Annotated in this window: 21 protein-coding genes; 10 read left to right on the top strand and 11 right to left on the bottom strand. The window is 73.3% G+C overall.

Annotated elements, in window-relative coordinates:
• The first annotated feature begins 1 nt into the window (after window position 1).
• The 7 genes from ACFYY1_RS11445 to ACFYY1_RS11415 all read left to right on the top strand — a co-directional run bounded on the left by ACFYY1_RS11445 (window position 2) and on the right by ACFYY1_RS11415 (window position 7137).
• Window positions 2-808: a peptidase M23 gene (locus tag ACFYY1_RS11445; RefSeq protein WP_388583546.1), complete on the top strand. Its 807-nt coding sequence runs from the start codon at window positions 2-4 to the stop codon at window positions 806-808.
• Window positions 808-2793, top strand: coding sequence for a VgrG-related protein (locus ACFYY1_RS11440; protein ID WP_388583544.1), 1986 nt, complete (start codon window positions 808-810; stop codon window positions 2791-2793). The genes ACFYY1_RS11445 and ACFYY1_RS11440 overlap by 1 nt, the downstream gene beginning before the upstream one ends.
• Window positions 2794-2829: 36 nt before the next feature.
• Window positions 2830-3123 carry a PAAR domain-containing protein gene (locus tag ACFYY1_RS11435; protein WP_388583542.1) on the top strand — a complete coding sequence of 98 codons (294 nt, stop codon included), beginning with the start codon at window positions 2830-2832 and terminating at the stop codon, window positions 3121-3123.
• A gap of 6 nt (window positions 3124-3129) precedes the next feature.
• Entirely contained in the window at window positions 3130-3543 is a 414-nt protein-coding gene (locus ACFYY1_RS11430) for a GPW/gp25 family protein (protein ID WP_124720016.1), read from the top strand.
• Window positions 3540-5501 (top strand): putative baseplate assembly protein, encoded by a 1962-nt coding sequence (locus tag ACFYY1_RS11425; protein WP_388583540.1) that lies wholly within the window; start codon window positions 3540-3542, stop codon window positions 5499-5501. The genes ACFYY1_RS11430 and ACFYY1_RS11425 overlap by 4 nt, the downstream gene beginning before the upstream one ends.
• Before the next feature lie 5 nt (window positions 5502-5506).
• Complete coding sequence (locus ACFYY1_RS11420; RefSeq protein ID WP_266731116.1) at window positions 5507-6040, top strand: phage tail protein; 534 nt, start codon at window positions 5507-5509, stop codon at window positions 6038-6040.
• 281 nt (window positions 6041-6321) lie between these two features.
• Window positions 6322-7137 carry a discoidin domain-containing protein gene (locus tag ACFYY1_RS11415; RefSeq protein ID WP_388583538.1) on the top strand — a complete coding sequence of 272 codons (816 nt, stop codon included), beginning with the start codon at window positions 6322-6324 and terminating at the stop codon, window positions 7135-7137.
• A 130-nt stretch (window positions 7138-7267) separates the two neighbouring features.
• Here the strand turns inward: ACFYY1_RS11415 and ACFYY1_RS11410 are convergent, their stop codons facing one another.
• The 7 genes from ACFYY1_RS11410 to ACFYY1_RS11380 form a co-directional block, all read right to left on the bottom strand.
• Window positions 7268-8626, bottom strand: coding sequence for a diaminopimelate decarboxylase (locus ACFYY1_RS11410; RefSeq protein WP_388583536.1), 1359 nt, complete (start codon window positions 8624-8626; stop codon window positions 7268-7270).
• 137 nt (window positions 8627-8763) lie between these two features.
• Window positions 8764-10509, bottom strand: coding sequence for a PucR family transcriptional regulator (locus ACFYY1_RS11405; protein WP_388583535.1), 1746 nt, complete (start codon window positions 10507-10509; stop codon window positions 8764-8766).
• Between the two features lie 108 nt (window positions 10510-10617).
• On the bottom strand, window positions 10618-11853 hold the full coding sequence (locus ACFYY1_RS11400; protein ID WP_388583533.1) for a cytochrome P450: 1236 nt from the start codon (window positions 11851-11853) through the stop codon (window positions 10618-10620).
• A gap of 36 nt (window positions 11854-11889) precedes the next feature.
• On the bottom strand, window positions 11890-13284 hold the full coding sequence (locus ACFYY1_RS11395) for an NAD(P)/FAD-dependent oxidoreductase (RefSeq protein ID WP_388583532.1): 1395 nt from the start codon (window positions 13282-13284) through the stop codon (window positions 11890-11892).
• Window positions 13274-13510 (bottom strand): ferredoxin, encoded by a 237-nt coding sequence (locus ACFYY1_RS11390; protein WP_388583530.1) that lies wholly within the window; start codon window positions 13508-13510, stop codon window positions 13274-13276. The genes ACFYY1_RS11395 and ACFYY1_RS11390 overlap by 11 nt, the downstream gene beginning before the upstream one ends.
• Before the next feature lie 92 nt (window positions 13511-13602).
• The gene (locus tag ACFYY1_RS11385) at window positions 13603-14298 is read right to left on the bottom strand and encodes a hypothetical protein (protein WP_388583528.1); all 696 of its coding nucleotides are present in this window, start codon (window positions 14296-14298) and stop codon (window positions 13603-13605) included.
• A 146-nt stretch (window positions 14299-14444) separates the two neighbouring features.
• Window positions 14445-15017 (bottom strand): TetR/AcrR family transcriptional regulator, encoded by a 573-nt coding sequence (locus ACFYY1_RS11380; RefSeq protein WP_388583526.1) that lies wholly within the window; start codon window positions 15015-15017, stop codon window positions 14445-14447.
• Between the two features lie 148 nt (window positions 15018-15165).
• Between ACFYY1_RS11380 and ACFYY1_RS11375 the strand changes: the two genes are divergently transcribed.
• Window positions 15166-16731: a carboxylesterase/lipase family protein gene (locus ACFYY1_RS11375; protein ID WP_388583524.1), complete on the top strand. Its 1566-nt coding sequence runs from the start codon at window positions 15166-15168 to the stop codon at window positions 16729-16731.
• Between the two features lie 37 nt (window positions 16732-16768).
• On the opposite strand, the gene ACFYY1_RS11370 is transcribed toward ACFYY1_RS11375, so the two are convergent.
• On the bottom strand, window positions 16769-17995 hold the full coding sequence (locus ACFYY1_RS11370; protein ID WP_388583523.1) for a mannosyltransferase family protein: 1227 nt from the start codon (window positions 17993-17995) through the stop codon (window positions 16769-16771).
• A 159-nt stretch (window positions 17996-18154) separates the two neighbouring features.
• On the opposite strand from ACFYY1_RS11370, the gene ACFYY1_RS11365 reads away from it, so the two are divergent.
• Window positions 18155-18505, top strand: a complete 351-nt coding sequence (locus ACFYY1_RS11365; protein WP_388583521.1) for a hypothetical protein — start codon at window positions 18155-18157, stop codon at window positions 18503-18505.
• Window positions 18506-18553: 48 nt separating this feature from the next.
• On the opposite strand, the gene ACFYY1_RS11360 is transcribed toward ACFYY1_RS11365, so the two are convergent.
• The 3 genes from ACFYY1_RS11360 to ACFYY1_RS11350 all read right to left on the bottom strand — a co-directional run bounded on the left by ACFYY1_RS11360 (window position 18554) and on the right by ACFYY1_RS11350 (window position 21527).
• On the bottom strand, window positions 18554-19051 hold the full coding sequence (locus ACFYY1_RS11360; RefSeq protein WP_388583519.1) for a SigE family RNA polymerase sigma factor: 498 nt from the start codon (window positions 19049-19051) through the stop codon (window positions 18554-18556).
• A 539-nt stretch (window positions 19052-19590) separates the two neighbouring features.
• Window positions 19591-20283, bottom strand: a complete 693-nt coding sequence (locus tag ACFYY1_RS11355; protein WP_388583518.1) for a response regulator — start codon at window positions 20281-20283, stop codon at window positions 19591-19593.
• Window positions 20280-21527, bottom strand: coding sequence for a sensor histidine kinase (locus ACFYY1_RS11350; RefSeq protein WP_388583516.1), 1248 nt, complete (start codon window positions 21525-21527; stop codon window positions 20280-20282). Before ACFYY1_RS11350 ends, ACFYY1_RS11355 begins: the two co-directional genes overlap by 4 nt.
• A gap of 140 nt (window positions 21528-21667) precedes the next feature.
• Here ACFYY1_RS11350 and ACFYY1_RS11345 point away from each other — a divergent pair, with 140 nt between their 5' ends.
• Window positions 21668-22873: a serine hydrolase domain-containing protein gene (locus ACFYY1_RS11345; RefSeq protein WP_388583515.1), complete on the top strand. Its 1206-nt coding sequence runs from the start codon at window positions 21668-21670 to the stop codon at window positions 22871-22873.
• The last annotated feature ends 242 nt before the right edge of the window (window positions 22874-23115 follow it).

Here is a 23115-nt window from a genome sequence, read left to right as displayed (position 1 = left end):
CGTGAGCGGTGCCGGTCCCATCGCCTTCAGCGCCGCCGGTACGTCGGGGGCATCGGCCGCGAAGGCGGGCAGGGGAGGTTCGGCCCGGCCCAAGCTGGAGCACGCCTATCTGGAGCTGCGGACCCCGCCGACCGGCGGCGGCCTCACCCCCGGCGGCCCGTGCGGGCGGATCGACTTCCAGTTCAACCCCAAGGAACTCAGCCTCACCAAGGCCGCTTCCTGGAAACGGAGTCCGGCCAAGGGGGCGAAGAGCTCCGGCCCGCCGGAGTACCAGGGCTCGCAGCCCAGCAAGCTCACCGTGGAGATGTTCTTCGACGCCAGCGACACCCAGGACACCCGGGTGGTGACCTCCGTGGAGCAGCTCTTCGCCTGCTGCGTGCCGACCAACGAGACCCGGCAGCAGCAGCGGTCCTCGCCGCCGTGGGTGGTCTTCCACTGGGGCGGGCTGACCGGGTTCCCCGGCTACGTGAGCCAAGTGCAGGCGAAATACACCCTGTTCACCACGTCGGGTGTGCCGATCAGGGCCGTCTGCCAGGTGACCATGGAGGAGATCAGCGGCGACACCCCGGGCCAGAACCCGACCTCGGGCGCGCTCGCGGCCCGGCGGGTGCACCGGCTGGGCGCCGGGGACTCGCTGCCCTCGCTCGCCCAGCGCGAGTACGGCGACCCGGCGGCCTGGCGGGTGATCGCGGAGGCGAACGGGATCGACGACCCGCTGCGGCTGGCCCCCGGCCGGCAGCTGCTGCTCCCCGCGCTCGACGAGCTGAAGCGGCTCGAAGAGGCTGCCAGGGACGGAGGGCGGTCCTGATGGCGCAGCCGGGCGTCGCGACGGCGCTGGTGGTGGAGTTCGGCGGCAGCCCGCTGCCGGCGAAGTTCGTGAACGCGCTGGTCGAGGGGTACGTCGACGACAGCCGGACACTGCCCGACCTGTTCCTCCTGCGCTTCCGCGACCCGGACCGGGTGCTGCTGGAGCAGACCGGGCTGAAGATCGGCAGCGAGGCCCGGCTGCTGGCCCGCGCGGGCGGCGACTCGGCACCGAAACCGCTGCTCAAGGGCGTCGTCACCGCGCTGGAGGTGGAGCTCGACGAGACCGGCACGTTCACCGTCGTACGCGGGCTCGACGAGTCGCACCGGCTGTTCCGCGGACGCCGGGTGGCCAGCTACCAGAACATGACGCTCGCCGACATCTGCGCCCAGGTCGCCCAGCGCGCCGGACTCAAGCCGGGCACGGTCGACGTGGCCGGTCCGGTGCTCGAACACATCGCCCAGCCCAACGTCACGGACTGGGAGTTCATCCGGGACCTGGCCGAGGAGGCGGGCGCCCAGGCGTATGTGCTCGACGGCCGGCTGCACATCACCCGGCCCGCGGAGGCGAGCGGCGCCCCCGACGGTTCGGCGCGCGCCGACCGCGATCCGCTGGTCCTGGAGATGGGCAGCAACCTGCTGCGCTGCCGGGCCGGGGTGTCCAGTGCCGAGCAGGTCTCCGAGGTCGAGGTGCGCGGCTGGGACGTCAAGGCCAAGCAGCCGCTGGTCGGGCGGGCGCCCGCCGGGAAGTCGGCGACGCTGGAGCTGGGGGTGAGCGCGGCCGAGGTGACCGCCCCGTTCGGCGAGGCGCGCTTCGTGGTCACGGACGCGGCGTACGGGGCGCAGGCACAGGTGGACCAGGCGGCGAAGGCGCTGGCGGAACGGATCGCCGGGTCGTTCGCGGAGCTGGAGGCGGTGATCCGGGGGAACCCGGAGGTGCGGGCCGGCAGCGCGGTGGCGCTCAACGCGGTGGGGGCGCCGTTCGAGGGGCGGTACACGGTCACGTCGTCCCGGCACGTCTTCGACCCGGTGCGCGGGTACGAGACCTGGCTCACCGTCTCCGGTCAGCAGGAGCGTTCGCTGTTCGGGCTGACCGGCGGCGGACCGGGCTCCGGCGGAGGCGGGGCCGGGGGCGGGGGCGGGTCGCGGTGCGCGGGGCTGGTCAGCGGGACGGTCACGGACACCCATGACCCGGAGGGCTCGGGCCGGGTCAAGGTGCGGTTCCCCTGGCTGTCGGACGAGTACGCGAGCGACTGGGCGCGCACGGCGCAGTCCGGCGGGACGAGCGGCGGCGAGGCGTTCATCCCCGAGGTGGGCGACGAGGTGCTGGTGGGGTTCGAGCACGGGCACCTGGACCGCCCGTACGTCCTGGCCGGTCTGTACAACGGGAAGGACCGGCCCTCCCAGGGAAGCGGAGGCGGAGGCGGTGGCGGCGGGGCGGCCGGGGCCGTGGCCGGAGCCGTGACCGGCGAGTCGTCCGCCTCGGGACCCGCCTCGGGACCCGCGTCGGAACCAGCCCCCGGAGCCCCGCTCGTCGACCCGACCAGCGGGGCCGTCAACCGCCGCTCGATCGCCTCCAAGAGCGGCAACCAGCTGGAGATCCTGGACGACGCCAACGGCCCGCAGGGCGTACGCCTGCTCACCGGCGACGGAAAGCTGAAGATCGATCTGGACCGCAAGGGCACCGTGATCGTGATCAACAGCGACGGCAGCGTGAACATCGAGGCCAAGCAGCAGGTGTCCATCAAGGCGGACCGCGGGGTCGCGCTGGACGGCGGGCAGGGAGCCCTCGAACTGAGCGGCGACAGCGTCACGTTGAAGTCCCGCAGCGGAGTGAGCGTCGACGGCGGGAACGGCGAGGTCGAGCTCGCCACCGGCGGCACGGTGGCCGTCCGGGGCGCCCAGGTCGCCGTCGACGGAACGCAGCGCACCGACATCAAGGGCGGATCCTCCCTGTCCATCAACGCACCCATGGTGAAGATCAATTGACCGCGCGGACGCACCGATCGAGAGGAACGGACTGTCATGTCAGCAGCCGCGGCGGCAGCCGCACGGGTCGGTGACCCCACCGGACACCCCGGCACGGTCGGGCCCCCCGGTGTCCCGTCCGTGCTGATCGGCGGGCTCCCCGCCGCCACGGTCGGCACCCCGCACCTGTGCGCGTCGCCGCCGCCCGCGGTGCACGCTCCGTCCGCGATCGCCCCGCCCGGCAGCGCCACCGTCCTGATCGGCGGGCAGCCCGCCGCCCGGGTCGGGGACCGGGCCGCCTGCGGCGCACCGATCGTGTCCGGGTGCCCGACGGTGCTGATCGGAGGCTGAGCGGCCATGGGACAGGAGTTCATCGGCGCGGGCTGGGCCTTCCCGCCGCGCACCGACGCCACCGGGTCCATCGCCCTGGTGCGCGGTGAGCACGAGCTGGAGGAGTCGATCCGGCTGATCCTGGCGACGTCACCGGGCGAGCGGCCGATGCGGCCCGAGTTCGGCTGTGCCGTCAACGACTACGTGTTCGCCCCGGCGGACGCGGGCACGGCCGGGCAGCTCGCGTACGAGGTGCGGCTCGCGCTGGACCGGTGGGAGCCCCGGATAGAGGTCACCGAGGTCGTCGTCCGGTTCGACGAGGCGGACAACGGCGTCCTGTACATCGACATCGGCTACACCGTGCGGGGCGCCAACGACCCCCGGAACCTGGTCTTCCCGTTCTATGTGATCCCGCAGCACGAGGAGGTGGACGGCGCGTGACGCTGCCCAGCCCGTATTTGGACGACCGTCGTTTCCAGGGCCTGGTCGACGAGGCGAAACGGCTTGTCCAGCAGCGCTGTCCCGAGTGGAGCGACCACAACGTGTCGGACCCCGGGGTGACCCTCATCGAGGCCTTCGCGACCATGGTCGACCAGCTCGTCTACCGGGTGAACCGCGTCCCGGAGAAGAGCTATCTGACCTTCCTCGACCTGATCGGGGTCCGCCTCCACCCGCCCACGGCCGCCCACACCGATGTGACGTTCCGGCTCTCGGCGCCACAGCCGGAGCCGGTACGGGTGCGGGCCGGCACGGAGGTCGCGACCGTACGCACCGAGACCGAGGAAGCGGTCGTCTTCACGACCGTCGGCGAACTGTCCATCGTGCCCTGCGAGTTCGCCCACCTCGCCACCTGGCCGACGTCCGGCGACGCCGTGGACCGTACCGAGGAACTCGCGCTCGGCCGGTCCGTCCCCTGCTTCGGCACCACGCCCGCGCCCGGCGACGCGCTGTACGTGGGACTGTCCGCGGCCGTCCCCTCGGGGGTCGTCGTGCTCCGGCTGGACTGCGCCGTCGAGGGCGTCGGCGTGGACCCGCTGCGGCCGCCGCTGGTCTGGGAGGCATGGGACGGCAGCACCTGGGCGGCCTGCGAGGTCGAGAAGGACGACACCGGCGGCTTCAACCGGTCCGGCGAACTGATCCTGCACCTCCCGCAGGGCCACACGCCCGCCGTCGTCGTGCGCCGGACCGGCGGCTGGCTGCGCTGCCGGCTGGTGGAGGCGGAGCCGGGGCAGCCCACCTACATGGCGCCCCCGGTGGTCCGCCGGATCACCGCGTTCACGATCGGCGCGACCGTCGGCGCGGTGCACGCCGAGACCGTGACCGACGAGGTGCTCGGCCCGGCCGAGGGCGTACCCGGCCAGACCTTCACGATCAGCCGCCCGCCCGTCGTGCCCGGCGACTTCGTCGTCGAGGTGGCGGACCCGGCGGGAGGGGGCCCGCAGGACACGGAATGGACCCGGGTCGACGACTTCGCGCACTCCGGCCCTGAGGACCGGCACATCACGCTCGACCCCAACTCGGGGCGGGTCGAGTTCGGTCCGGCGGTACGGGAGCGGGACGGCTCGATCCGTTACTACGGGAAGGTGCCGCCGAAGGGCGCCACCGTACGCGTGCGCTCGTACCGCACCGGCGGGGGCGTGCGCGGCAACGTCGCCCGCTCCACCCTCCGGGTGCTGCGCAGCGCCATCCCGTACGTGGCCCGGGTGGAGAACCGCGGCCCGGCGCTGGGCGGGGTCGACGGCGAGACGGTGGAGAGCGCCCGGGTGCGCGGACCGATGACGCTGCGGACCCTGCACCGGGCCGTCGTACCGCACGACTACGAACTGCTGGCCCGCGAGGTCGCACCCGACGCGGCCCGGGTGCAGTGCATCCCGGCCGGCGAGGACTCGGCCGTCGAGGCGGGCGGGGTGCGGCTGCTCGTCGTGCCGGCCGGGCGCAGCGACGAGCAGGGCCGGATCCGGTTCGACGAGCTCGTCCCGCCGCAGCACACCCTCGCCCTGATCGCCGGCCATCTGGACGAACGGCGGCCGATCGGGGCCCGGTTGGTGGTCGAGCGGCCCTTCTACCAGGGCGTCACGGTGGTCGCCACGGTCCAGGCCCGCAGGGGTGTCGTGCTGGAGCGGGTGCGCGAGGAGGCGCTGACCGCGCTCTACAGCTACTTCAACCCGCTGAGCGGCGGACCGGGCCGCGACGGCTGGCCGTTCGGGCGGCCGATCCAGTCGGGCGAGGCGTTCGCCGTCCTGCAGCAGGTGGCGGGCGTGGACCTGGTGGAGGACGTACGCCTCTTCCCCGCCGACCCGGTGAACGGGCAGCGCGGCGAGCCCACCACCAAGATCGCGCTGGACCGGCACGCGCTGGTCTTCAGCTACGAGCACCAGCTCCGGGTACGGGAGGCCTGACCACCATGCGCACAGCCGTGACCGGCCTGCCGACCCCGCACCCGCTGATCGAACAGCTCCCGGCGGTCTACCTGGAGCAGGACTTCCTCCAGCGGTTCCTCGCGGCGCTCGACGACGTACTCGCCCCGGTCCTGCTCTCCATCGACAACCTGCCCGCCCACCTCGACCCCCGCAGCGCGCCCGAGGACTTCCTCGCCTGGCTGGCCCAGTGGGTGGCCGTCGACACCCGCTCGGACCATCCGGTCGAGCAGCGGCGGGCGACGGTGCGCGGCGCGGTCGAGCGGCACAGCCGGCGGGGCACCCGGCGCGGTCTCGCGGAGGCGGTGTTCCTGGAGACCGGGATCGAGCCGGAGATCGTGGAGAGCGGCGGCACGGCATGGTCGACGACGCCGCACACCCGGTTCCCGGGCGGCCCGCGGCCGTGGGTGACGGTCCGGGTCCGGGCCGCGCAGCCGTACCAGGTCGACCGGGTGCGGCTGGAGGAGCTGATCCGTACGGAGATCCCGGCCCATGTGGGCTTCGACCTGGAGGTCCTGTGATCTGCGAGTCGTGCGGGCAGAACAACGCGCCGGGGACGCAGTTCTGTACGTCGTGCCAGGCGTTCCTGGAGTGGGAGGAGCCGGATGCCGGGACCCCGGCGCCTTCCACCACCCGGCCGCCCCGGGCCCATTGGGCTCCCCACGTCCCTCCGGTCGCCCCGGCGCCACAGCCTCAGCCGTCCCCTCAGCCGCAGACGCAACCCTCTCCGCAAGCCTCCTCCCAGCCCACCGCTGCCCCGACCGCCGCCCCGCGTCGTCCCGGTGACGAGACGAGCGAGCCGGTGCCGGGGCCCGAGGCGCTGCCCGACGTACCGCCCGGGACCACGAACACACCCCCGGGCCCGTCCCCCGTCGTGCCCGTCCGCTGCCCCAACTGCCGTACGGAGAACGCCCCGGACCGCACCCTGTGCATCCGCTGCGCGCTGCTCCTCGACCCGGGCCCGCCGCCCGATGTGCGGCCGCCCTGGTGGCGTCGGATCCTCCGGCGGCGACCGCGTCAGGCGCCCACCGCGGGCACCCGGCCGCGACGCCGGTTGTGGCGCCGACCCGGTCTGGCCCTGCCGATCGTGCTCGTCGTGCTGGCGTGCGGCGTCTGGTTCGCCCTTCCGCACCTGTCCGCCTGGTTCGGCTTCGCCAAGGACGAGACCGGGACGCCGGAGGCGGTGCCGCCGACCCGGTTCCGGGCCTCCAGCACGGCTCCGGGGCACCCGGCGGGTGCGGCGTTCGACGGCTTCAACAACCGTTACTGGGCGCCCTCGGCCACCGGCCCGGACACCGGGTCGGGCCAGTACGTGGAGTGCGACTTCGAGCAGCCGGTACGGGTACTGAAGCTGGTGGTCTTCTCGGGCACGTCGGCCAAGATGGACGAGTTCCTCACCCAGGCCCGCCCGGCCAAGGTCACTGTCCTGCTCACCTCCGCCGACGGAACCAGCGTCAGCAGGAAGCTGCGGGTCAAGGACCAGCCGGGCCAGCAGACCTTCGACCTGCGCGGTTCGGAGATCGTCAGGGCCCGGCTCACGACCGACACCACGTACGGAGCGGGCCCCGGCCGACGGCTCGCCGTCGCCGAGATCGAGTTCTTCGGACGGAGGAGCTGAGGCCGCGGGTCCTGAGGGTTGCGGGTACTGAGGGTTGCGGGCTCGAGGGTGGCGATCCGAGGGGTGCGGGTCCGGAGGGCTGCGGGTCCGAGAACTGCGGGCCCCGAGGACTGCCGACCCCGGGATGGATTCACTCCGTACGCAGGGTCACCAGGTTGTCCGCCTGCGCGAGACCGCTCTCCTCGACGACCTCGCGCACGCTCTGCGCCTCGCGCACCAGCGCGAACCGCACCCGCCCCCCGGCGTCGGCGCGGTAGCCGTACACCGCGGGCCGGGGCAGCGAGTTGTACGAGAAGTGCGAGGAGAAGTAGTACGCCCCGGTGTCGTACAGCGCCACCACGTCGCCCGGTTCGACGGCGGGGAGTTCCCGCCCGCTCGCGGTGAGGTCCCCCGCGAAGCAGCAGGGCCCCGCGATGTCGACGACCTCGGCCGGACCCTGCTTGGGGCGGCCCGCGGCGTCGAACACCCCGACGCGCAGCGGCCAGGAGCCGGGCATGAACACGGTACGGGTGGCGACCTGGGCCCCCGCGTGCGTGACCGCGATCCGCCGCCCGCCCGCGGACTTGGTGTACTCGACGACCGTGCCGATCGTTCCGCTCTTGGCGAGCAGCGAGCGGCCGAACTCGGTGACGAGGGTGTAGCGGCCGTCGAAGAGCCCCGGTACGGCCTCGCGGAGTCCGGCGACGTAATCGGCGTACGTGGGCCGGTCCTCCTCGTCGGCGAAGTTGACGGGCAGGCCGCCGCCGATGTCGATCCCGGTGATCCGGGAATGGCCCAGCCGGGCGTTGATCCGCTCGGCCAGCTCGTACGCCGTGCGGAGGCCCTCGGCGACGAGCGGCAGCGGACAGCCCTGCGAACCGACGTGCGCGTGCAGCCGGTTGAGCCAGGGACGGCGCTCGAACGCCTCGATCACCGCGTCCTCGGCCCCGGCGTCACGCAGCGCGACGCCGAACTTCGAGGTCGCGGTCGCGGTGCTCATCGCCCCGATGGCCCCGGCCCCGACCTGCGGGTTCACCCGGAGCCCGATGGGTCCGGCGGCTTCCCGGCCGGCCAGCAGGCGGTCCACCCGGGCCAGCTCCTGGAAGTTGTCCAGGTTGACCGCGATGCCATGGGTGAGCGCGAACTCCAGCTCCTCGACCGTCTTCGCGGGGCTGTCGAAGACCAGCCGCTCGTACGGGAACCCGGCAGCGAGGGCCTGCTCCAGCTCACCGGGCGAGGCCACCTCGCACCCCATCCCCGCGTCCGCGAGCAGCCGCAGCACCGGCACCAGGCCGCACGCCTTGGCCGCGAAGGTGTGCTGCACCGGGGCGGGCCCCTCGTACGGCCCCTGGAACGCCTCGTTCAGCGCGGCCACCGCGGCGAGCACACCGTCCACGTCGAGCAGACCGACCACGGGCGAGTGCGGACCGAGCAGCCCGTCCTCGACGGCACCCGCCAGCGCCGCCGTGCGGCGGTCACCGCGCTGCCCGGCCGCCGAGCCTGAAGTCATGCCAACCACCACGACACCCTCCGTCCGTTCCGTCCGTCCGTCACCTACGGACAGCTTCGGCGCGCGGGGCCCGGCACGTCTTCGACCGACACGACGACGCCTGCCCGGATCCTTTGCCCCGCCGGACAACGGAACGATCAACCGCGGCGCGCACCGTCCGCACCGGGAGGCCGGCGGGCCGCGAGCCGCAGCCCGATGTCCGCCAGCAGCCGCACGGCGGGGTCGGCCGGATCGACGCCGAACAGCTCCCGGGCCCGGCGCAGCCGGTACCGCAGGGTGTTGGGGTGCACATTGAGGCGCCGCGCCGCCGCGCCCGTGTCGCAGGACGCGTCGAGGTACGCGGTGACCGAGTCGCCGTACGCCGAACCGTGCGCCCGGTCGTGCTCCACCATCGCGTGCACCGGCCCCGACAGCGCCTCCCACAACGGCTCCACCCGGTCGAGCAGCCGGAGCACCGTCGCCTCGGGGACCACCTCGTCGTACGCCGCCACCGCCGACACCACCTCCCCGGCCGGCCGCCTCGCGACCCGCTCCCGCAGCACCCGCACCACCAGCTCCGCGGCCTCCCGCGAGGCGGGCAGCCCCGACAGCCCGGCCGCCACCGGCCCGGCGCCCGCGAGGACCACGTCGCGCGGCACCGAACGCGCCGTCGCCAGCAGGGAACGCGACGGGTCGGCCTCCCCGTCCCCGGCCGGGACCAGCACGTACAGCTGCCGCCCGGACCGCGCGGTCACACACCCCGGCCGGTACGCGGCGGCCTGGAGCGCGAGCACGTCCAGCACCCGCTGCCCGGCGGTGACGGCGGATGAGGCCGGTTCTCCGTGTACGGCGTACGCCTCCGCGACCACCACCGCGTACGGCCGGTCCGCCGTGATCCCGGCCTCGTGCGCGGCCCGGACGTTCCCCTTCAGCAGCGCGTGCACCGCGCCCTCCCGGGCCCTGGCCGCCGCCCGTCCCCAGGTCTGGTGGTGGGACAGATGGGGCACGGCGGCCCGCGCCGCGGTGCGCAGCGCCGCCGCCGCGTCCCCGGCGAGCGGCCGCCCGTCGGCGGCGGCCCAGAGGGAACCGAGCACTTCGGGCCCGTGGCGGACCGCGATGGCCAGCCGTTCGGCGTACTGCTCGTCGGCGGGCAGCCGCACCACGTCCTCGGTGCTCCACAGGGTCTGGAAGAACCCGCTCTCGCGGAGCTCGACGACCCGCCAGCGCGGGACCTCCTGCCCGAGGATCGTCAGCCGGCGCATCGGATCGGGTTCGTGGTCCATCCGCGAATAGGCCAGCACCCGCGACTGCGGGTCCTCGATGGTGATGGCCCCGCCGACCAGGTCCGCCACCGTATTGGCCAGCCCGGACAGGTCGCCGAGCCGCAGCGCCCCCACCCCGGCACTTCCGGCGGCCCCGGCCGGGGCGCTGTGCGCCAGGGCGGTCCGCAGCCGGCCGAGCACCTCCGTCCACCCCTGCCCCGGCCGCCGGGTCAGCAACGCCGTACGCCCCCGCCCCGCCGCCTCCAGCAGCGTGGCCCGCGGCCCCCGGGCGCCCCGCCGCAGCACCACGGCCGCCGCCCCGGCCCGGTCGGCGGCGCGCAGCACGTCGAGCGCCTCGGGCGAGGCGACCTCCACACCGACCGCGAGCAGGACCGGTCCGGGCGCCGCCCGCGTGCCGCCTTCGAGCCGTTCCGCGTCACCGTCCTCGCACCCCGCGCCGTGGCCCGTCCCCGTGCCTTCGTCCTCCCGCTCCTCGCCCGGGTCGAGCAGCACCACATCGGTCACCGGCACACCGGTACCGCGCGGCGCCACGACGACATCGAGCATGCCGGGGTCGATCAGCCCGAGGATCTGCTCCAGCGAGGGCCCGGTCTCGCGCCGGTCCGGTTCGTGCGTCGGCATCCGCCCATCATCGTCCGGGCGGCCGGCTCGGGGAACGGCCGGCTCGGGGAACGGGCGCGTTCAGGAACAGCCGACTTCAGGAACAGCCGGCTTCAGGAACGGCCGGCTTCAGGAACGGAGCCCGTCGAACGAGACGTTCAGATGACGGGGCCCGCGCAGCACGGCGTTCTGCCGGTACGGGGGCGGGTCCTCCACCAGCCGCGGGGCGTCGAGCCGTTGGGCGAGCGCGGTCAGGGCGAGCTGGGCCTCCAGCCGGGCGAGGGGCGCGCCGAAGCAGTTGTGGATGCCGCTGCCGAAGCCGAGGTGCTGGATGTCCGGCCGGTCGGGGTCGAAGCGGTCGGGGTCGGGGAACCGTTTCGGGTCCCGGTTCCCCGCGGCCAGGACGAGCCAGACGGAGGCGCCCTTGGGGATCGTGGTGTCGCCGATGTCGATGTCCGCGAGGGTGGTGCGCTGCGGGAGCAACTGCACGGGCGGCTCGAAGCGCAGCAGCTCCTCCACGAGCGGGACGGCCAACCGCGGGTCGTCGCGCAGCCGTTCGAGGACGTCGGGGTTGCGCAGCAGCGTGAGCGTCCCGTTGGTGATGAGGTTGACCGTGGTCTCGTGACCGGCGATCAGGAGCAGCGCGGCGGTGCTGAGCACTTCCATCCGGGTCATCTGCCCGTCCGGGCCGTGCTGGGTGACCAGCGCGGAGAGCATGTCGTCGCCGGGGGCGCCGCTGCGTTCGTCGATGAGCCCGGAGAGGTACATCCCCAGCTCGGTACGGGCCTCGTGGGTGGCGCGGCGCTGCTCACCGGGGTCCCCGCCGGGGTCCGGGTCGAGCCCGGCGGCGATGGTGTCGGCCCAGGAATGGAAGCGTGCCTCGTCCTCGCGCGGAACGCCCAGCAGCCGGCAGATCACGGTGACGGGGAAGGGGTACGAGAAGTCGTCGACGATGTCGACCTGCTTCCGGTCCCCGAACCCGTCGACGAGGCCGTCGACGATCCGGGCCAGCTCGCCGCGCATGCCGTCCACGCGCCGGGGCGTCTCCGGCGGCCCGAACGGGCGCATCGTCATCCGGCGCAGCCGGTCGTGCTCGGGCGGGTCCAGCCGCAGGAAGGAGGGCGGCAGCGGTGAGGCATCCTCCTCCTGGAGCAGGGTGCCCGCGGCACCGGGGGAGAGGTTGCGGGCGTCCGAGCTGATCCGGGGGTCGTGCAGCAGGCTCTTGATCTCCCAGTACGTGCTGACGACGAACAGCTCGTCCCCCTCCTGCCGTACCGGCTTCTTGCGCAGCTCGGCGTAGAGCGGGTACGGGTCGGCACGGTTGGCGTAGTCGATGATCTGCCGCAGGAGCGTGTCTTGCGTCATGGTGGCGGGGTCCTTGCTGGGGTCAGCCCCGGGCGGTCAGGCCCGGGCGGGGGTGAAGGTGATCCGCTGGTCGGTCGGTGAGTAGCCGCTGACGGTGACGGACGGTCCGTGGGTGGGCAGGGAGGGGTCCGGGAAGTCGGCCGGGACCGGCCGCAGGCCCTCGGGGCGGCGGTCCACCGAGGGGTAGTCCGGCGGGAACGGAGCGGCCGTTTCGATCTGCCGCTGGTAGAACTCCAGCCACTTCGTCTGGTCGAAGGAGACCGCGGCGATGACCCGGCCCTGGTACCCGTACACGCCGGTGAAGCGGTGGTCGGCGAGCGAGCCCTGGGCGACGATGACCTCCTCGCCCAGCGAGGGGACGCCGACCGACTTGATGTTGACCCCGAACTGGGAGGACCAGAAGGCCGGTACCCACAGATGGGGGCGGCGTTCGGAACTGCTGCTGATCATGTTGTGCGCGGCGGTCTCGGCCTGCGCGACGGCGTTGCCCCAGTGCTCCAGCGAGAGGAACTGGTACCCGAAGATCGCGTGCGGGGACCGGGCGACATCACCGGCGACGAAGATGTCGTCGGTCACGATGCCCCGGATGTCGAAGGCCCGGCACCCCGCGTCGCAGGCGATTCCGCGCGGCCCGGCGCCGACCCCGGATCCGGCCAGCCACTCGGTGTTGCGGGTCGCGCCGAGCGAGACGACGGCGACATCCGTGTCGAGGGTGGTGCCGTCGGACAGATGGGCGCGCCGCAGCCGGCCCGCCGAGTCGCCCTCAAGACCGGTGACCATGATTCCGCAGCGCAGGTCCACCCCGTGTGCGCGCTGGAGTTCCGCGGCCACCTGGCCGACCACCCCGCCGAGGGCACCCACCAGGGGCGCCGCCCCGCGTTCGGCGACGGTCACCGGCAGCCCGCGCTCGCGGCAGGCGGAAGCGATCTCCGAGCCGGTGAAGCCCGCGCCGATGACGAGCACCCGGCGCGGCGACGCGGCCAGCCGCCGTTGGAGCCGGGCCGCGTCGTCGCGGGTGCGCAGCACGAAGACCCCGTCCAGCTCGGCCTCCGCCGGATGCGGCCAGGGCCGGGCCCGTACCCCGGTGGTGATCAGCAGCCGGTCGTACTCCACCTCGTCGCCGTCGGCCAGCCGCACCCGCCTGGCCGCCATGTCCAGCCCGGTGGCGGCGACCCCGAGGCGCCACCGGGCGTCGAGCCCGCGCCGCCGGGGCAGCTCGGTGTGATCGGCGGACGCGTGGCCCAGCAGCACCTGTTTGGACAGCGGCGGACGGTCGTACGGTTCGTGGGGCTCGTCGCCGATCAGCGTGAGCGAACCGGCGAAGCCCTCCTTCCGCAACGTCTCCGCGGCCCGCAGACCGGCCAGGGAGGCGCCGACGATCACGATCCGCCCCTCGCGCCTCAGCCACTCCAGGGCGTGGTCACCGGACACCGGACAGCCCTTCTCCCGCCGCGGCCGGGGCCTCGTCCGGGTACTCCACCTGGATGGCCTGCACCGGACACGCGGTGGCGGCACGCCGTACCTGCTCGCGCTGCGCCTCGTCGGCGTGGGGGTTGTACAGGAGTGATTCCTCGCCGTGCATCGCGAAGACATCGGGTGCGAGGAAGGCGCACTGCGCATACCCCTGGCACCGGTTGAGATCGACGACAAGCCTCATCAAGGGGCCGCCCTTCCAGTAGGACTCCGAGCACTCCCGCCTCAGCGTGCGAGGGCCGTTCCGGATCCGCGAGCACAGACGGACCGATGGAGTTATCGCCGGACCGGCGGATGCGAGGCCCCCACCACGAGGATGTGGATACCGACGGCCAGCGCCCACAGCGGGAACACCAGCTCGGACCAGGCGATGCTGTTCGTCACGAAGAGCAGGGCCAGGCCGGTGAGGGCGCCGAGGACCGTGAGCGGGCGCGGCAGGACGCCGAGCCGGTGCCCGATGGCGGAGGTCGAGAAGATGAAGACCGCGGCCATGCGCATCGAGTAGGTGGTCAGCAGGCCGTACGTGAAGTTCCCGCCGAACACCCACAGTTGGCCCCCGGGTTCGGCCCCGGACGAGCCGGCGGCCGCCAGCAGGCTGCCGGCCGCCGCCGCGGCCCCGAAGAGGGTCGCCACGAAGACCAGGCCGCTGCCCAGGAAGACGGTGGCGAGGAACTTGTCCTCGGCCTCCCCGATGCGTGCGCGCACGGCCCCCATGAACCACAGGAAGGAGATGCCCGCGAACGGGACGAGTTCGAGCGCCGCCCGTACCGTGCGCCGGCGCGAGGGATCGGTGAGCCACTCGCCGGAGCCCTCGCCCGGCTCGAACGGAATCGCCAGCCGGATCATGACGATGGCGGCGGCGAGCAGCAGGGCGAAGATGACCCCGGCCGTTCCCGCGGCCCGCGGAGTGCGCAGAGCCCGGCCCCGCCCGTCCGCTCGTGTACCCGATTGCGTCTCCGGTCGCGGTTCCATCGGCGTCCGCTCGCCTCCTCCGGCTCCGGGGCCGTCACCGGCCCGACACCCCCGGGACCAGCAAGCCCCCGAGCGGGCTCCGGTGCCACCCGGACCGGGCGGGAGGGTGAGCGGACGGGCCGTTCGGGGCCGAGGCGCCCCTCGTGTCAGCGCGCGAGTTCGGCCAGCGCGCGCAGCCCCTGGAGCACCTCGGCGGCGGAGGGAGCGGCGGCCGGGTCGCTGAGCCACTGGATCATCAGGCCCGACATCAGCGCGAGCTGGACGCTGCCGATCGTCCGGACGGAAGTCTCCGCCACCTCGTCCTCGGGGACGCCCGCCAGGATCGCCGCCAGTCCGCGGCGGCCCTGCGCCGTGCCCTCGGCGAGTGCGGCGCGCAGCTCCGGCTGGCGCTGGGCCTGCATGAACAGCTCCATCGAGGCCAGCCAGAGATCGGGATGGGCGGTGAAGTCCGCGATCAGGCTGTCCCACATCTGCTCGAAGTGCCGCTTCGAGGACCCGTCGGCGTCGGGCACGAGCGCCCGGCCCATGGCGTCCCCCCATTCGTCGAGGGTCTCGAAAAGGGCCTGGTTGAGCAGCGTCTCCCGGGAGCCGTAGTGGTAGCCGATGGCGGCCATGCTGACGCCGGCCGCGGTGGCGATGTCGCGGACGGTGGTGCGGTCGTACCCCTTTTCCCGCAGGCACGCCTTCGCGCCGGTGAGAAGTGCTTCGCGGTTGCCCATGCGCGGCACCGTACCACCATCTTGCTCATCCGCATCAGACGATCGTCTGACTCAAAAGCATCGCGCGACTGTCTGACGCAAAAGCATCGCGCGATCGAATGAGGCAAACGCCTTGCGCGATCGCCCAAATCTGCCTAGCGTCCTCCTCATGAGACACACCAGGAGCGTTTCCAAGTGGTTCGTCGCCGCTCTGGCGCTCGGGGGGCTGGCTTTCGGTCTGGCCGCACCCCCGACCGCTCGGGCGGAAGTCCCCGCCGGTGCCCCGAAGACACGGCCCGTCGTCGGCACGGTCGTCACCACGACAGCCGGAAAGGTGCGCGGCACCGACGGCAACGGTCTGCGCAGCTTCCGGGGAATCCCCTACGCCGCACCGCCCGTCGGCGACCTGCGCTGGGCCTCGCCCAGGCCGGCCGCCGCCTGGACCGGGGTCCGCGAGGCGACCACCCCGGGCGCGCCCTGCGCGCAGCCGGCCGGGCTCCCGGTCGGGATCCCCAGCGAGAGCGAGGACTGCCTCTATCTGAACGTCACCGCGCCCGCCCGGTCCGACGGCAAGCGGCCGGTGATCGTCTGGATCCACGGCGGCAGCCTGATGTACGGCACCGGGGACATGTACGGCCCCGACCGGATGGCCGCCCGGGGCGCGGTCGTCGTGTCGATGAACTACCGGCTGGGGGTGATGGGCTTCCTGAGCGACCCCGCCGTCGAGGGTGCGGACGGCCTCGGCCTGGAGGACCAGCAGGCGGCCCTGCGCTGGGTCCGCGCGAACGCCGCCGCCTTCGGCGGTGACGCGGGGAACGTCACGGTCATGGGCCAGTCCGGCGGCGGCTACAGCGTCTGCGGTCACCTCGCCTCGCCCATGTCGGCCGGCCTGTTCGACCGGGCCGTCGTGCAGAGCGCGCCCTGTGCCACGGGCGGCTCCCGGACCCGGGCCGAGGCCGAGGCGGAGGCCCGGCGGGTCGTCGAGGCGGTGGGCTGCGAGCAGAACACGGCGTCCTGCCTGCGCGGGACCCCGGTGGCCGAGCTGCTCAAGGCGTACGGCCCGTTCAACGAGCCCCGTCCGGTGTCCGGCACGAAGCTGATGCCGCTGCCGCCCGCCGAGGCGCTGCGCACCGGGAAGTTCAACCGGGTGCCGGTGCTGGTCGGGGCCGACCACGACGAGGAACGCGGCGCGATCCTCGGTCAGGAGCTGGCGCCGGGTGGTGCGCCCATGCAGCCCGAGGAGTACGAGCCCGCCGTCCGCGAGCAGTACGGGGACCGGGCCGACGCCGTGCTCGCGCGCTACCCGCTGGCCGCGTTCGGCTCGGCCGGCGAGGCCCTGGCGGCGGTCCGTACCGACTCGGCGTGGTCGGTGCCGACGCTGGACACCGCGCGGCTGCTGGCGAAGTGGACACCGACCCGGATGTACGAGTTCAGCGAGCGCGACACACCCTGGTTCAGGGGCTATCCGGCACCGAGCTTCGACCAGCGTGCCCAGCACATGTCAGAGCTGGCCTACCTGTTCGACCTGGACCTGTTCCAGGACGTGAAAGCCGGCCAGGCCGGGTTCCGCGACCGGATGATCAGCACCTGGGTGGGGTTCGCCGAGTCGGGCCGCACGGACTGGCCGGCCTTCCGGGGCGCGGACGGACATGTGCAGACCCTGGCCTCGGACACCTGGCAGCGCGCGGACTTCGCACGGGACCACCACGACCGTTTCTGGAAGAGCCTCGGCTGACCCCCGGGGGCGGTGGGCCGGACGGTGGGCCGGGTGGTCAGCCGGCCCACCGCCCCGAGAGGAAGGTGACGGCGACGATCGTCGTCAGGGGCGCCACGACGGTGAGGTAGACGGTCCTGACGCGCGGGCTCCGCACGCTCCAGGCGGCGAGTCCGGTCCACAGGGGCCACCACAGCAGGGTCGCCCGGGGCATGGAGGTGTACCAGTAGGACGTGCCGAGCGCCCACAGGCTGAGCGCGATGTACGCCGCCTCCGCCCAGCGCCGCCGCCGGAGCAGCAGGCCGCACAGCACCAGGCCGACGACCATGGTGAGGAGTTCGGCCTGGCACATCAGGGCGTACCCGGTGGCCTGGGAGTGCCCGAAGGCGGCGTGCCAGGTGTTCCGCCACGCTTCCCAGGGGGCGTGGAAGTCGCGGTACCAGCCGCGTTCCTCGGCGTGCTTCCAGGCCATCCAGTCGCCGGTGTGCGCGTGGAGGTACCAGCTGTGGAGCAGCGGTGGCAGGGCGGGCAGCGCCAGCCAGGGGAGGCGGCGCCAGTGGGCGGGGGTGCGGGCGGTCACCAGGAAGTGGACCGCGAGGGCCGCCGCGAGGAAGAGCCCGCTGACCCGGACGGTGGTGGCCAGACAGGTGAGTACGGCCGCCGACGGCCAGTCGAGACGCTGGGCGGCCAGCCAGGCGGGGAGGGCGAAGGCGAGGAAGAGCGCCTCGGTGTAGCCGGCGGCGAGGAAGACCGCGCACGGGGACAGCAGGAAGAACAACGCCGCGCGCGGCCCCGCACCGCCCTGCGGCAGGTGCAGCCGGGCGATCCGGCCCAGGGCCAGTACGGCGACCCCTCCGGCGACGAACGAGATCAGCGCCCCGGCGGCCGCCCAGCTCGGCACGACGGTGTGCACGGCCCGCAGCAGGAACGGGAAGCCGGGGAAGAACGCCTCCCTGTTGTCCCAGTCGGCCGTCCAGGGGCCGGTCCCGTCCGGGAAGTAACCGGACTGGGCTATGTGCAGGTAGTGCCACCAGTCCCACCGCTGCCACGACGAGAGGAAGGAGCCGGCGTGACGCGTCCCTTCCCGGTCGGGAAACAGCCAGCGGGTGCAGTAGGCGGTGGTCCAGATGCCCACCCGGGTCAGCAGGTAGAGCCAGAGCACCTCACGGTCGGCGGGCCCGAGCCGCAGCACCGGCCGGGCCGAGGGCTTCCCGCCCGGTGCCGGGGCGTCGCGGGGCGGATGCTCGCGCGGCGGCCGTGGCCGTCGGGCGGTGGAAAGGCTCACAGCACGGTCTCCAGCGTCGGTTCGGCGTACACCGAATGGCCCGGTCGGCAACAGGTGGCAGGTCGGGGCGGTCGGGCGGGTTCAGGTGGCAGGTCGGGGCGGTCGGGCGGGTTCAGGTGGCAGGTCGGGGCGGTCGGGCGGGTTCAGGAGGGCGGCAACGTGACGCTCTTGCTGGGCGCCGCCGGCGAGGTCGACGCGCTCTCGGACGGGCTTCTCGTCGTCGGCGGACTGGTCCGCGGCGAGGAGGGCGTGGAACCCGGCGAGGAGGGCGTGGAACTCGGCGAGGCCGGCGAGCTCGGCGAGGGCGAGAGCCGGGGCGAGGGAACGGGTGAGGGCGTGGTGGCGGGGACGGTCGTGCCCGTGCCGTCCGGCACCAGCGAGGCCACGGCCGCGCCCGTACCCGAGAAGACCAGACAGGCGCCCACGGCCAGTGCCACGATCCGGCGCCTGCGCGCCCGCTCCCCCCGCTCGGTGATGTACGACGGCGGCGCCGAAAGCGCCCGCGACTGACCGGCGGCGGCGGCTTCCTTGAACAGGGACCTCAACGGGTCATGGGCTTCAGACACAGGGCCCCTCCTCGGTACGCGGATCCTGCAGACGATGAGAGAGCGTGGCCCGGCCCCGGGCCAGGTGCGTCTTGACGGTGCTGGCCGCCAGACCGGTTTCCGTGGCGATCTGTTCGACGGTCAGATCGCAGACGTAGTGCAGCGCCAGCGTGCGCCGCTGCTTGGACGGCAGCTCCCGCAATGCCTCCACCAGGGCCACCGTCTCCGGCCCGGGCGGCTCCGCATGGGGAGGCACACCACTGCGCCGCCAGGCATCCGCCGCCCGCCGCCGCCCCCGCCACCGGCTCACCGCCAGCCGCCAGGCGACCGTGCGGATCCATGCCTCGGGCTGCCCGTCACGATCGAGCTGACGCCGCCGGCCCCACCCCTTGATGAAAGCTTCCTGCACCACGTCCTGCGCTTCGTGCTGGTCGCCGAGCATCACAAACAACTGCCCCGTCAGCCGGGCGGCCGTCTGCGCGTAGAACTCTTCGAACTCCTCGACGGTCAACAAACAACTCCTGGATCTCCTCGGTCTCACCCGGCATACGCCCGGCACCCCTCATCCGGACGACACGGAACCCGAAGAGATCGGGTGACGGTGATCACACGACCCCGGACCGTGGTGCGCCCGCACGCCCCGACCACCGGCGTCCGGGCGTGCGAGAGAAATAGGTACCAAACCCTTGACCGGTGGGAAATTAGGAGGAAAATCATCAATACACCAGAAAACCAGAGCGAGCCGCACCGCCGGTGGAGACGTCCACCGACCCGAGTGACCCACTCGTTGGCTCTGGCCAGGCCCCCGGCAGATCCTCCGGATACCGGAGCTTCCAACGACGGTTGAAAGTCCCGGCACCGAGAAGGACTACCGGGGACTGCTTGTGTCCACCCACGAACGCGCCGTGCGCGCCCCGCCTTCCGGGGCCGCGTCCCCGCTGCGCACGACCGGGCGACCACGCCACAGAGGCACACCGCAGAGGAAGCCCCAGCGGCACGCCACGGGGGCAGGGCGCGGAAGCCGCTCAGCGGTCGGACCGGTCGGACCGCTTAGCCGGTGACCCCCGGGACCATCAGGCCGGATTCGTACGCGATCACCACCGCATGGGTCCGGTTCTGCGCGCCGAGCTTGGTCAGTACGTTCCCGACGTGGGTCTTGACCGTTTCCAGGCTCACCGTGAGGGACTCCGCGATCTCCGGATTGGAGCGGCCGGTGGCCATCAGGCGCAGCACTTCCTCCTCCCGGCCGGTCAGCTCGGCCCGCGGCAGGGCCTCGGCGGAGCCCAGCGGGCGGGCGGCGACCATGCGGCCCAGTGCGGCCGGGAAGAGGACCGCCTCGCCCGCCGCCACCACCCGGACCGCCTCGGCGATCCGCGGGACCGGGAGACGCTTGAGGACGAAGCCGCTGGCGCCCGCGCTGAGGGCGGCGGTGACGTAGCCGTCGTTCTCGAAGGTGGTGATCACCACGACCTTCGGCGGGCAAGCCTCCTCGGCCAGCAGTTGGCGGGTGGCCTCGATCCCGTTGCGGCGCGGCATCCGGACGTCCATCAGGACCACGTCCGGCCGCAGGCTCCGCGCCCGGTCGACCGCCTCGAAGCCGTCGGCGGCCTCGCCGATCACCGTGATCCCCGGCTGTGCGGCGAGCAGCATGCCCAGGCCGCTGCGGGTCACCTCGTCATCGTCGGCGATCAGAAGGCTGGCGGTGGGAAGGAGGGTGCCTTCGCCCGCGTCGGATCCACTCACGCCGACACCCGTACCGGCAGCCGGACGGTCAGCCGCCAGTGCTGCGTACCGTCCGGGCCGGCCCGGAACTCACCGTGCAGCAGCCGGACACGTTCGGCCAGTCCGGACAGGCCGTGGCCGGAGGTCGGGAAGGCCCCCGGACCCGCGCCCGGGTCCGTACGCTCTCCCATCCGGTTGACCACCGTGAGGTGCAGCGCGTCCGGCCCGGCCGCCACCTCGATGCCGATCGGCCCGCCCGCCCCATGACGCAGCGCGTTCGTCAGCCCCTCCTGGAGGATCCGGTACGCCGCCCGGGAGAGCGTCCCCCGCACCTGCGCCAACTCGCCCGACAGCTCCGGCTCCACCACCGCCCCCGCGTGCCGCAGACGGTCCAGCAGCCCGGGAAGGTCGGCCAGGGTCCGCGTCGGCGCCGTCCCCGACTGTTCCTCGCGCAGCACTCCGAGTACGTAGTCCAGGTCCTCCAGCGCCGCCCGCGTCGACTCCTCGATGCTGCGCATCGCGGCCCGCGCCGCCGCCGGGTCGGCGGAGAGCATCTCGCCCGCCACCGCCGCCTGGATGGTGGCCGCCGTCAGTGTGTGGCCGATCGAGTCGTGCAACTCGTGGGCGATCCGGTTGCGTTCGGCCAGCAGCAGTTCCCGCTCGGCGGCCAGCGCGAGCCGTTCGGCCGCCGACGGCCCCAGCAGCTGTGGCGCCGACCACCGCAGGGCCTTCGTCACCAGTACGCAGATGGCCACCGCCAGCACGATGAACACGGCCGCCGCCACCCAGCTCCACCCGCCCGATGCCCGCAGCGACCTACCGAACAGGCTCAGCCGCGCCTCGCCGCCGATCCAGTTCCCCGGCAGCGCGATGCCCATGATGAACAGCACCCCGCTCGCCAGCGCCCCCGTCCACCCGACGGCCGCGTGCAGCACCAGCCAGAGCGGGGTCCGCCAGCGGTCGAGGCCGAGTGAACCGGAGGCCCGGCGACCGGCCACCGGATTCGGCAGCGGCACCCGCAGCAGCCGGCGGGCGGCCACGACCAGCGCCCGCCGTACGGGGCGCGCCAGTCCGGCCGAGCCGACCAGCGCCGCCCAGACGAGCAGGACCAGGACGATCTGCACGCTCTCGGGTGCGGACGGCCACAACAGCGCGGGCAGCAGGGCGAAGGGCAGCAGCGGAAGGCTCACCAGCGCGCCGCAGAAGGCGAACAGCACACCCGTGTACGTGGAGCCGCGCAGCAGCGGCCGAATTCCCCTGATCATGAGCGTCAGTATCACCAGGCAGCCCACCGGCAGCCTCCCCCGATCGGGGGAGCGTTTTCTCCCGCCTTGCCGCGATGCGGCCGAGGGCCCCCGGAAACCAGGATCGTGCCCCGACCCAGCAATTTCCCGGGAGTTGACCCATGCGTACTCGGACCCAGCAGGGCCTTCGCACCTCGACCAGGCAGCGGGGCGGCGGCGGGCGGCGGCGAACCGTGCGGGCCGCGGCCGCGATGGCCATCGGCGTCATGGCACTGGCCGCCTTCGCCCCACCCGCCTCCTCCACCTCTGCCGCTGTCGCCCCCGCCATCACCACAGTCACCGCCGGGCCGGACACCGTCCAGCAGGCCCTGAACACGCTGGTGCGCGGCGGGACGCCCGCCGCGCTGGCGAGCGTCATGGACCGGAAGGGCCACACCCGCACGTACACCGCAGGAGTCGCCGATCTGGCCACCGGCTCGAAGGTCCCCAGGGACGGGCAGGTACGCATCGGCAGCAACACCAAGACCTTCGTCGCGGTCGTCGTCCTGCAGCTCGTCGCCGAAGGGAGGATCGGCCTCGACGCCTCCGTCGACACCTACCTGCCCGGCCTCGTCCGCGGGGAGGGGATCGACGGGCGCCGCATCACCGTCCGCCAGCTCCTCCAGCACACCAGCGGACTCCCCGACTACAGCAACTACCTCGGGGACGACGTCCGGTACTACGCCCCCCGCGAACTGCTCGCCACAGCCCTCCGGCACCCGGCCGACTTCGCCCCCGGGACGAGTTGGAAGTACAGCAACACCAACTACGTGCTCGCCGGCCTGATCGTCCAGAAGGTCACCGGCCGCCCCCTGGCCGAGGAGATCGACCGGCGCGTCATCAAACGCCTCGGACTGCGCCACACCTACTTCCCCGCCCCCGGCGACGCGACCATCCGAGAGCCGCACCCGCACGGCTACTACCGGGAATCGGCGGACGCGCCACTGCGCGACATCACGGAGATCGACCCTTCCTGGGGCTGGGCCGCAGGCCAGATGATCTCCACCGACTCCGACCTCGACCGCTTCTTCACCGCGCTCCTGGCCGGCCGCCTCCTCCCGCCGCCCCAGCTCGCCCGGATGCGCTCCACCGTCCCCGCCGAAGCGACCTTCGGCCCCGGCGCCCGCTACGGACTCGGTCTGGTCAGCAAGCCGCTGCCGTGCGGCGGTCTGTCCTGGGGCCACGGCGGCAGCTTCCCGGGCTACGAGACCCGGGGTGGCGCCACCGACGACGGCCGCGCCGCCAACATCACGGTCACCACGCAGCTCACCGACGAGCCGGGCCGACGAACCCTCGAACGCGCCGTGGACACCGCCCTGTGCCGCTGAACCCGCCGCGCGGAGCATGAACGTCGAAGGGCCCCGCAGCAAGCTGAGGGGCCCTTCGACGTATTGCCCGGTGAGAGCAATGGCGGAGGATACGAGATCCGGACTCGTGAGGGGCTGCCCGCCAACACGCCTTCCAACTGTTCGTCTGGGGGGGTGCCCCTATGTCTTTGGTCAAGCTGGTCGGGTGTGAGTTCGGGGCGTCTGGAACGATGTGTCCGTGCATGCTGATGATCAGGTTGGTG

It is taken from the genome of Streptomyces sp. NPDC001890 (assembly GCF_042891445.1).
In the GTDB taxonomy this organism is placed as follows: Bacteria; Actinomycetota; Actinomycetes; order Streptomycetales; family Streptomycetaceae; genus Streptomyces.
This window is presented reverse-complemented; position numbering and strand designations above follow the sequence as displayed.

Coding starts and splice junctions, on each gene's coding strand:
- ACFYY1_RS11440 (WP_388583544.1), top strand. CDS start 808: ATGGCGCAGCCGGGCGTCGCGACGGCGCTGGTGGTGGAGTTCGGCGGC.
- ACFYY1_RS11435 (WP_388583542.1), top strand. CDS start 2,830: ATGTCAGCAGCCGCGGCGGCAGCCGCACGGGTCGGTGACCCCACCGGA.
- ACFYY1_RS11430 (WP_124720016.1), top strand. CDS start 3,130: ATGGGACAGGAGTTCATCGGCGCGGGCTGGGCCTTCCCGCCGCGCACC.
- ACFYY1_RS11420 (WP_266731116.1), top strand. CDS start 5,507: ATGCGCACAGCCGTGACCGGCCTGCCGACCCCGCACCCGCTGATCGAA.
- ACFYY1_RS11410 (WP_388583536.1), bottom strand. CDS start 8,626: ATGACTTCAGGCTCGGCGGCCGGGCAGCGCGGTGACCGCCGCACGGCG.
- ACFYY1_RS11405 (WP_388583535.1), bottom strand. CDS start 10,509: ATGCCGACGCACGAACCGGACCGGCGCGAGACCGGGCCCTCGCTGGAG.
- ACFYY1_RS11400 (WP_388583533.1), bottom strand. CDS start 11,853: ATGACGCAAGACACGCTCCTGCGGCAGATCATCGACTACGCCAACCGT.
- ACFYY1_RS11390 (WP_388583530.1), bottom strand. CDS start 13,510: ATGAGGCTTGTCGTCGATCTCAACCGGTGCCAGGGGTATGCGCAGTGC.
- ACFYY1_RS11385 (WP_388583528.1), bottom strand. CDS start 14,298: ATGGAACCGCGACCGGAGACGCAATCGGGTACACGAGCGGACGGGCGG.
- ACFYY1_RS11380 (WP_388583526.1), bottom strand. CDS start 15,017: ATGGGCAACCGCGAAGCACTTCTCACCGGCGCGAAGGCGTGCCTGCGG.
- ACFYY1_RS11375 (WP_388583524.1), top strand. CDS start 15,166: ATGAGACACACCAGGAGCGTTTCCAAGTGGTTCGTCGCCGCTCTGGCG.
- ACFYY1_RS11350 (WP_388583516.1), bottom strand. CDS start 21,527: ATGATCAGGGGAATTCGGCCGCTGCTGCGCGGCTCCACGTACACGGGT.
- ACFYY1_RS11345 (WP_388583515.1), top strand. CDS start 21,668: ATGCGTACTCGGACCCAGCAGGGCCTTCGCACCTCGACCAGGCAGCGG.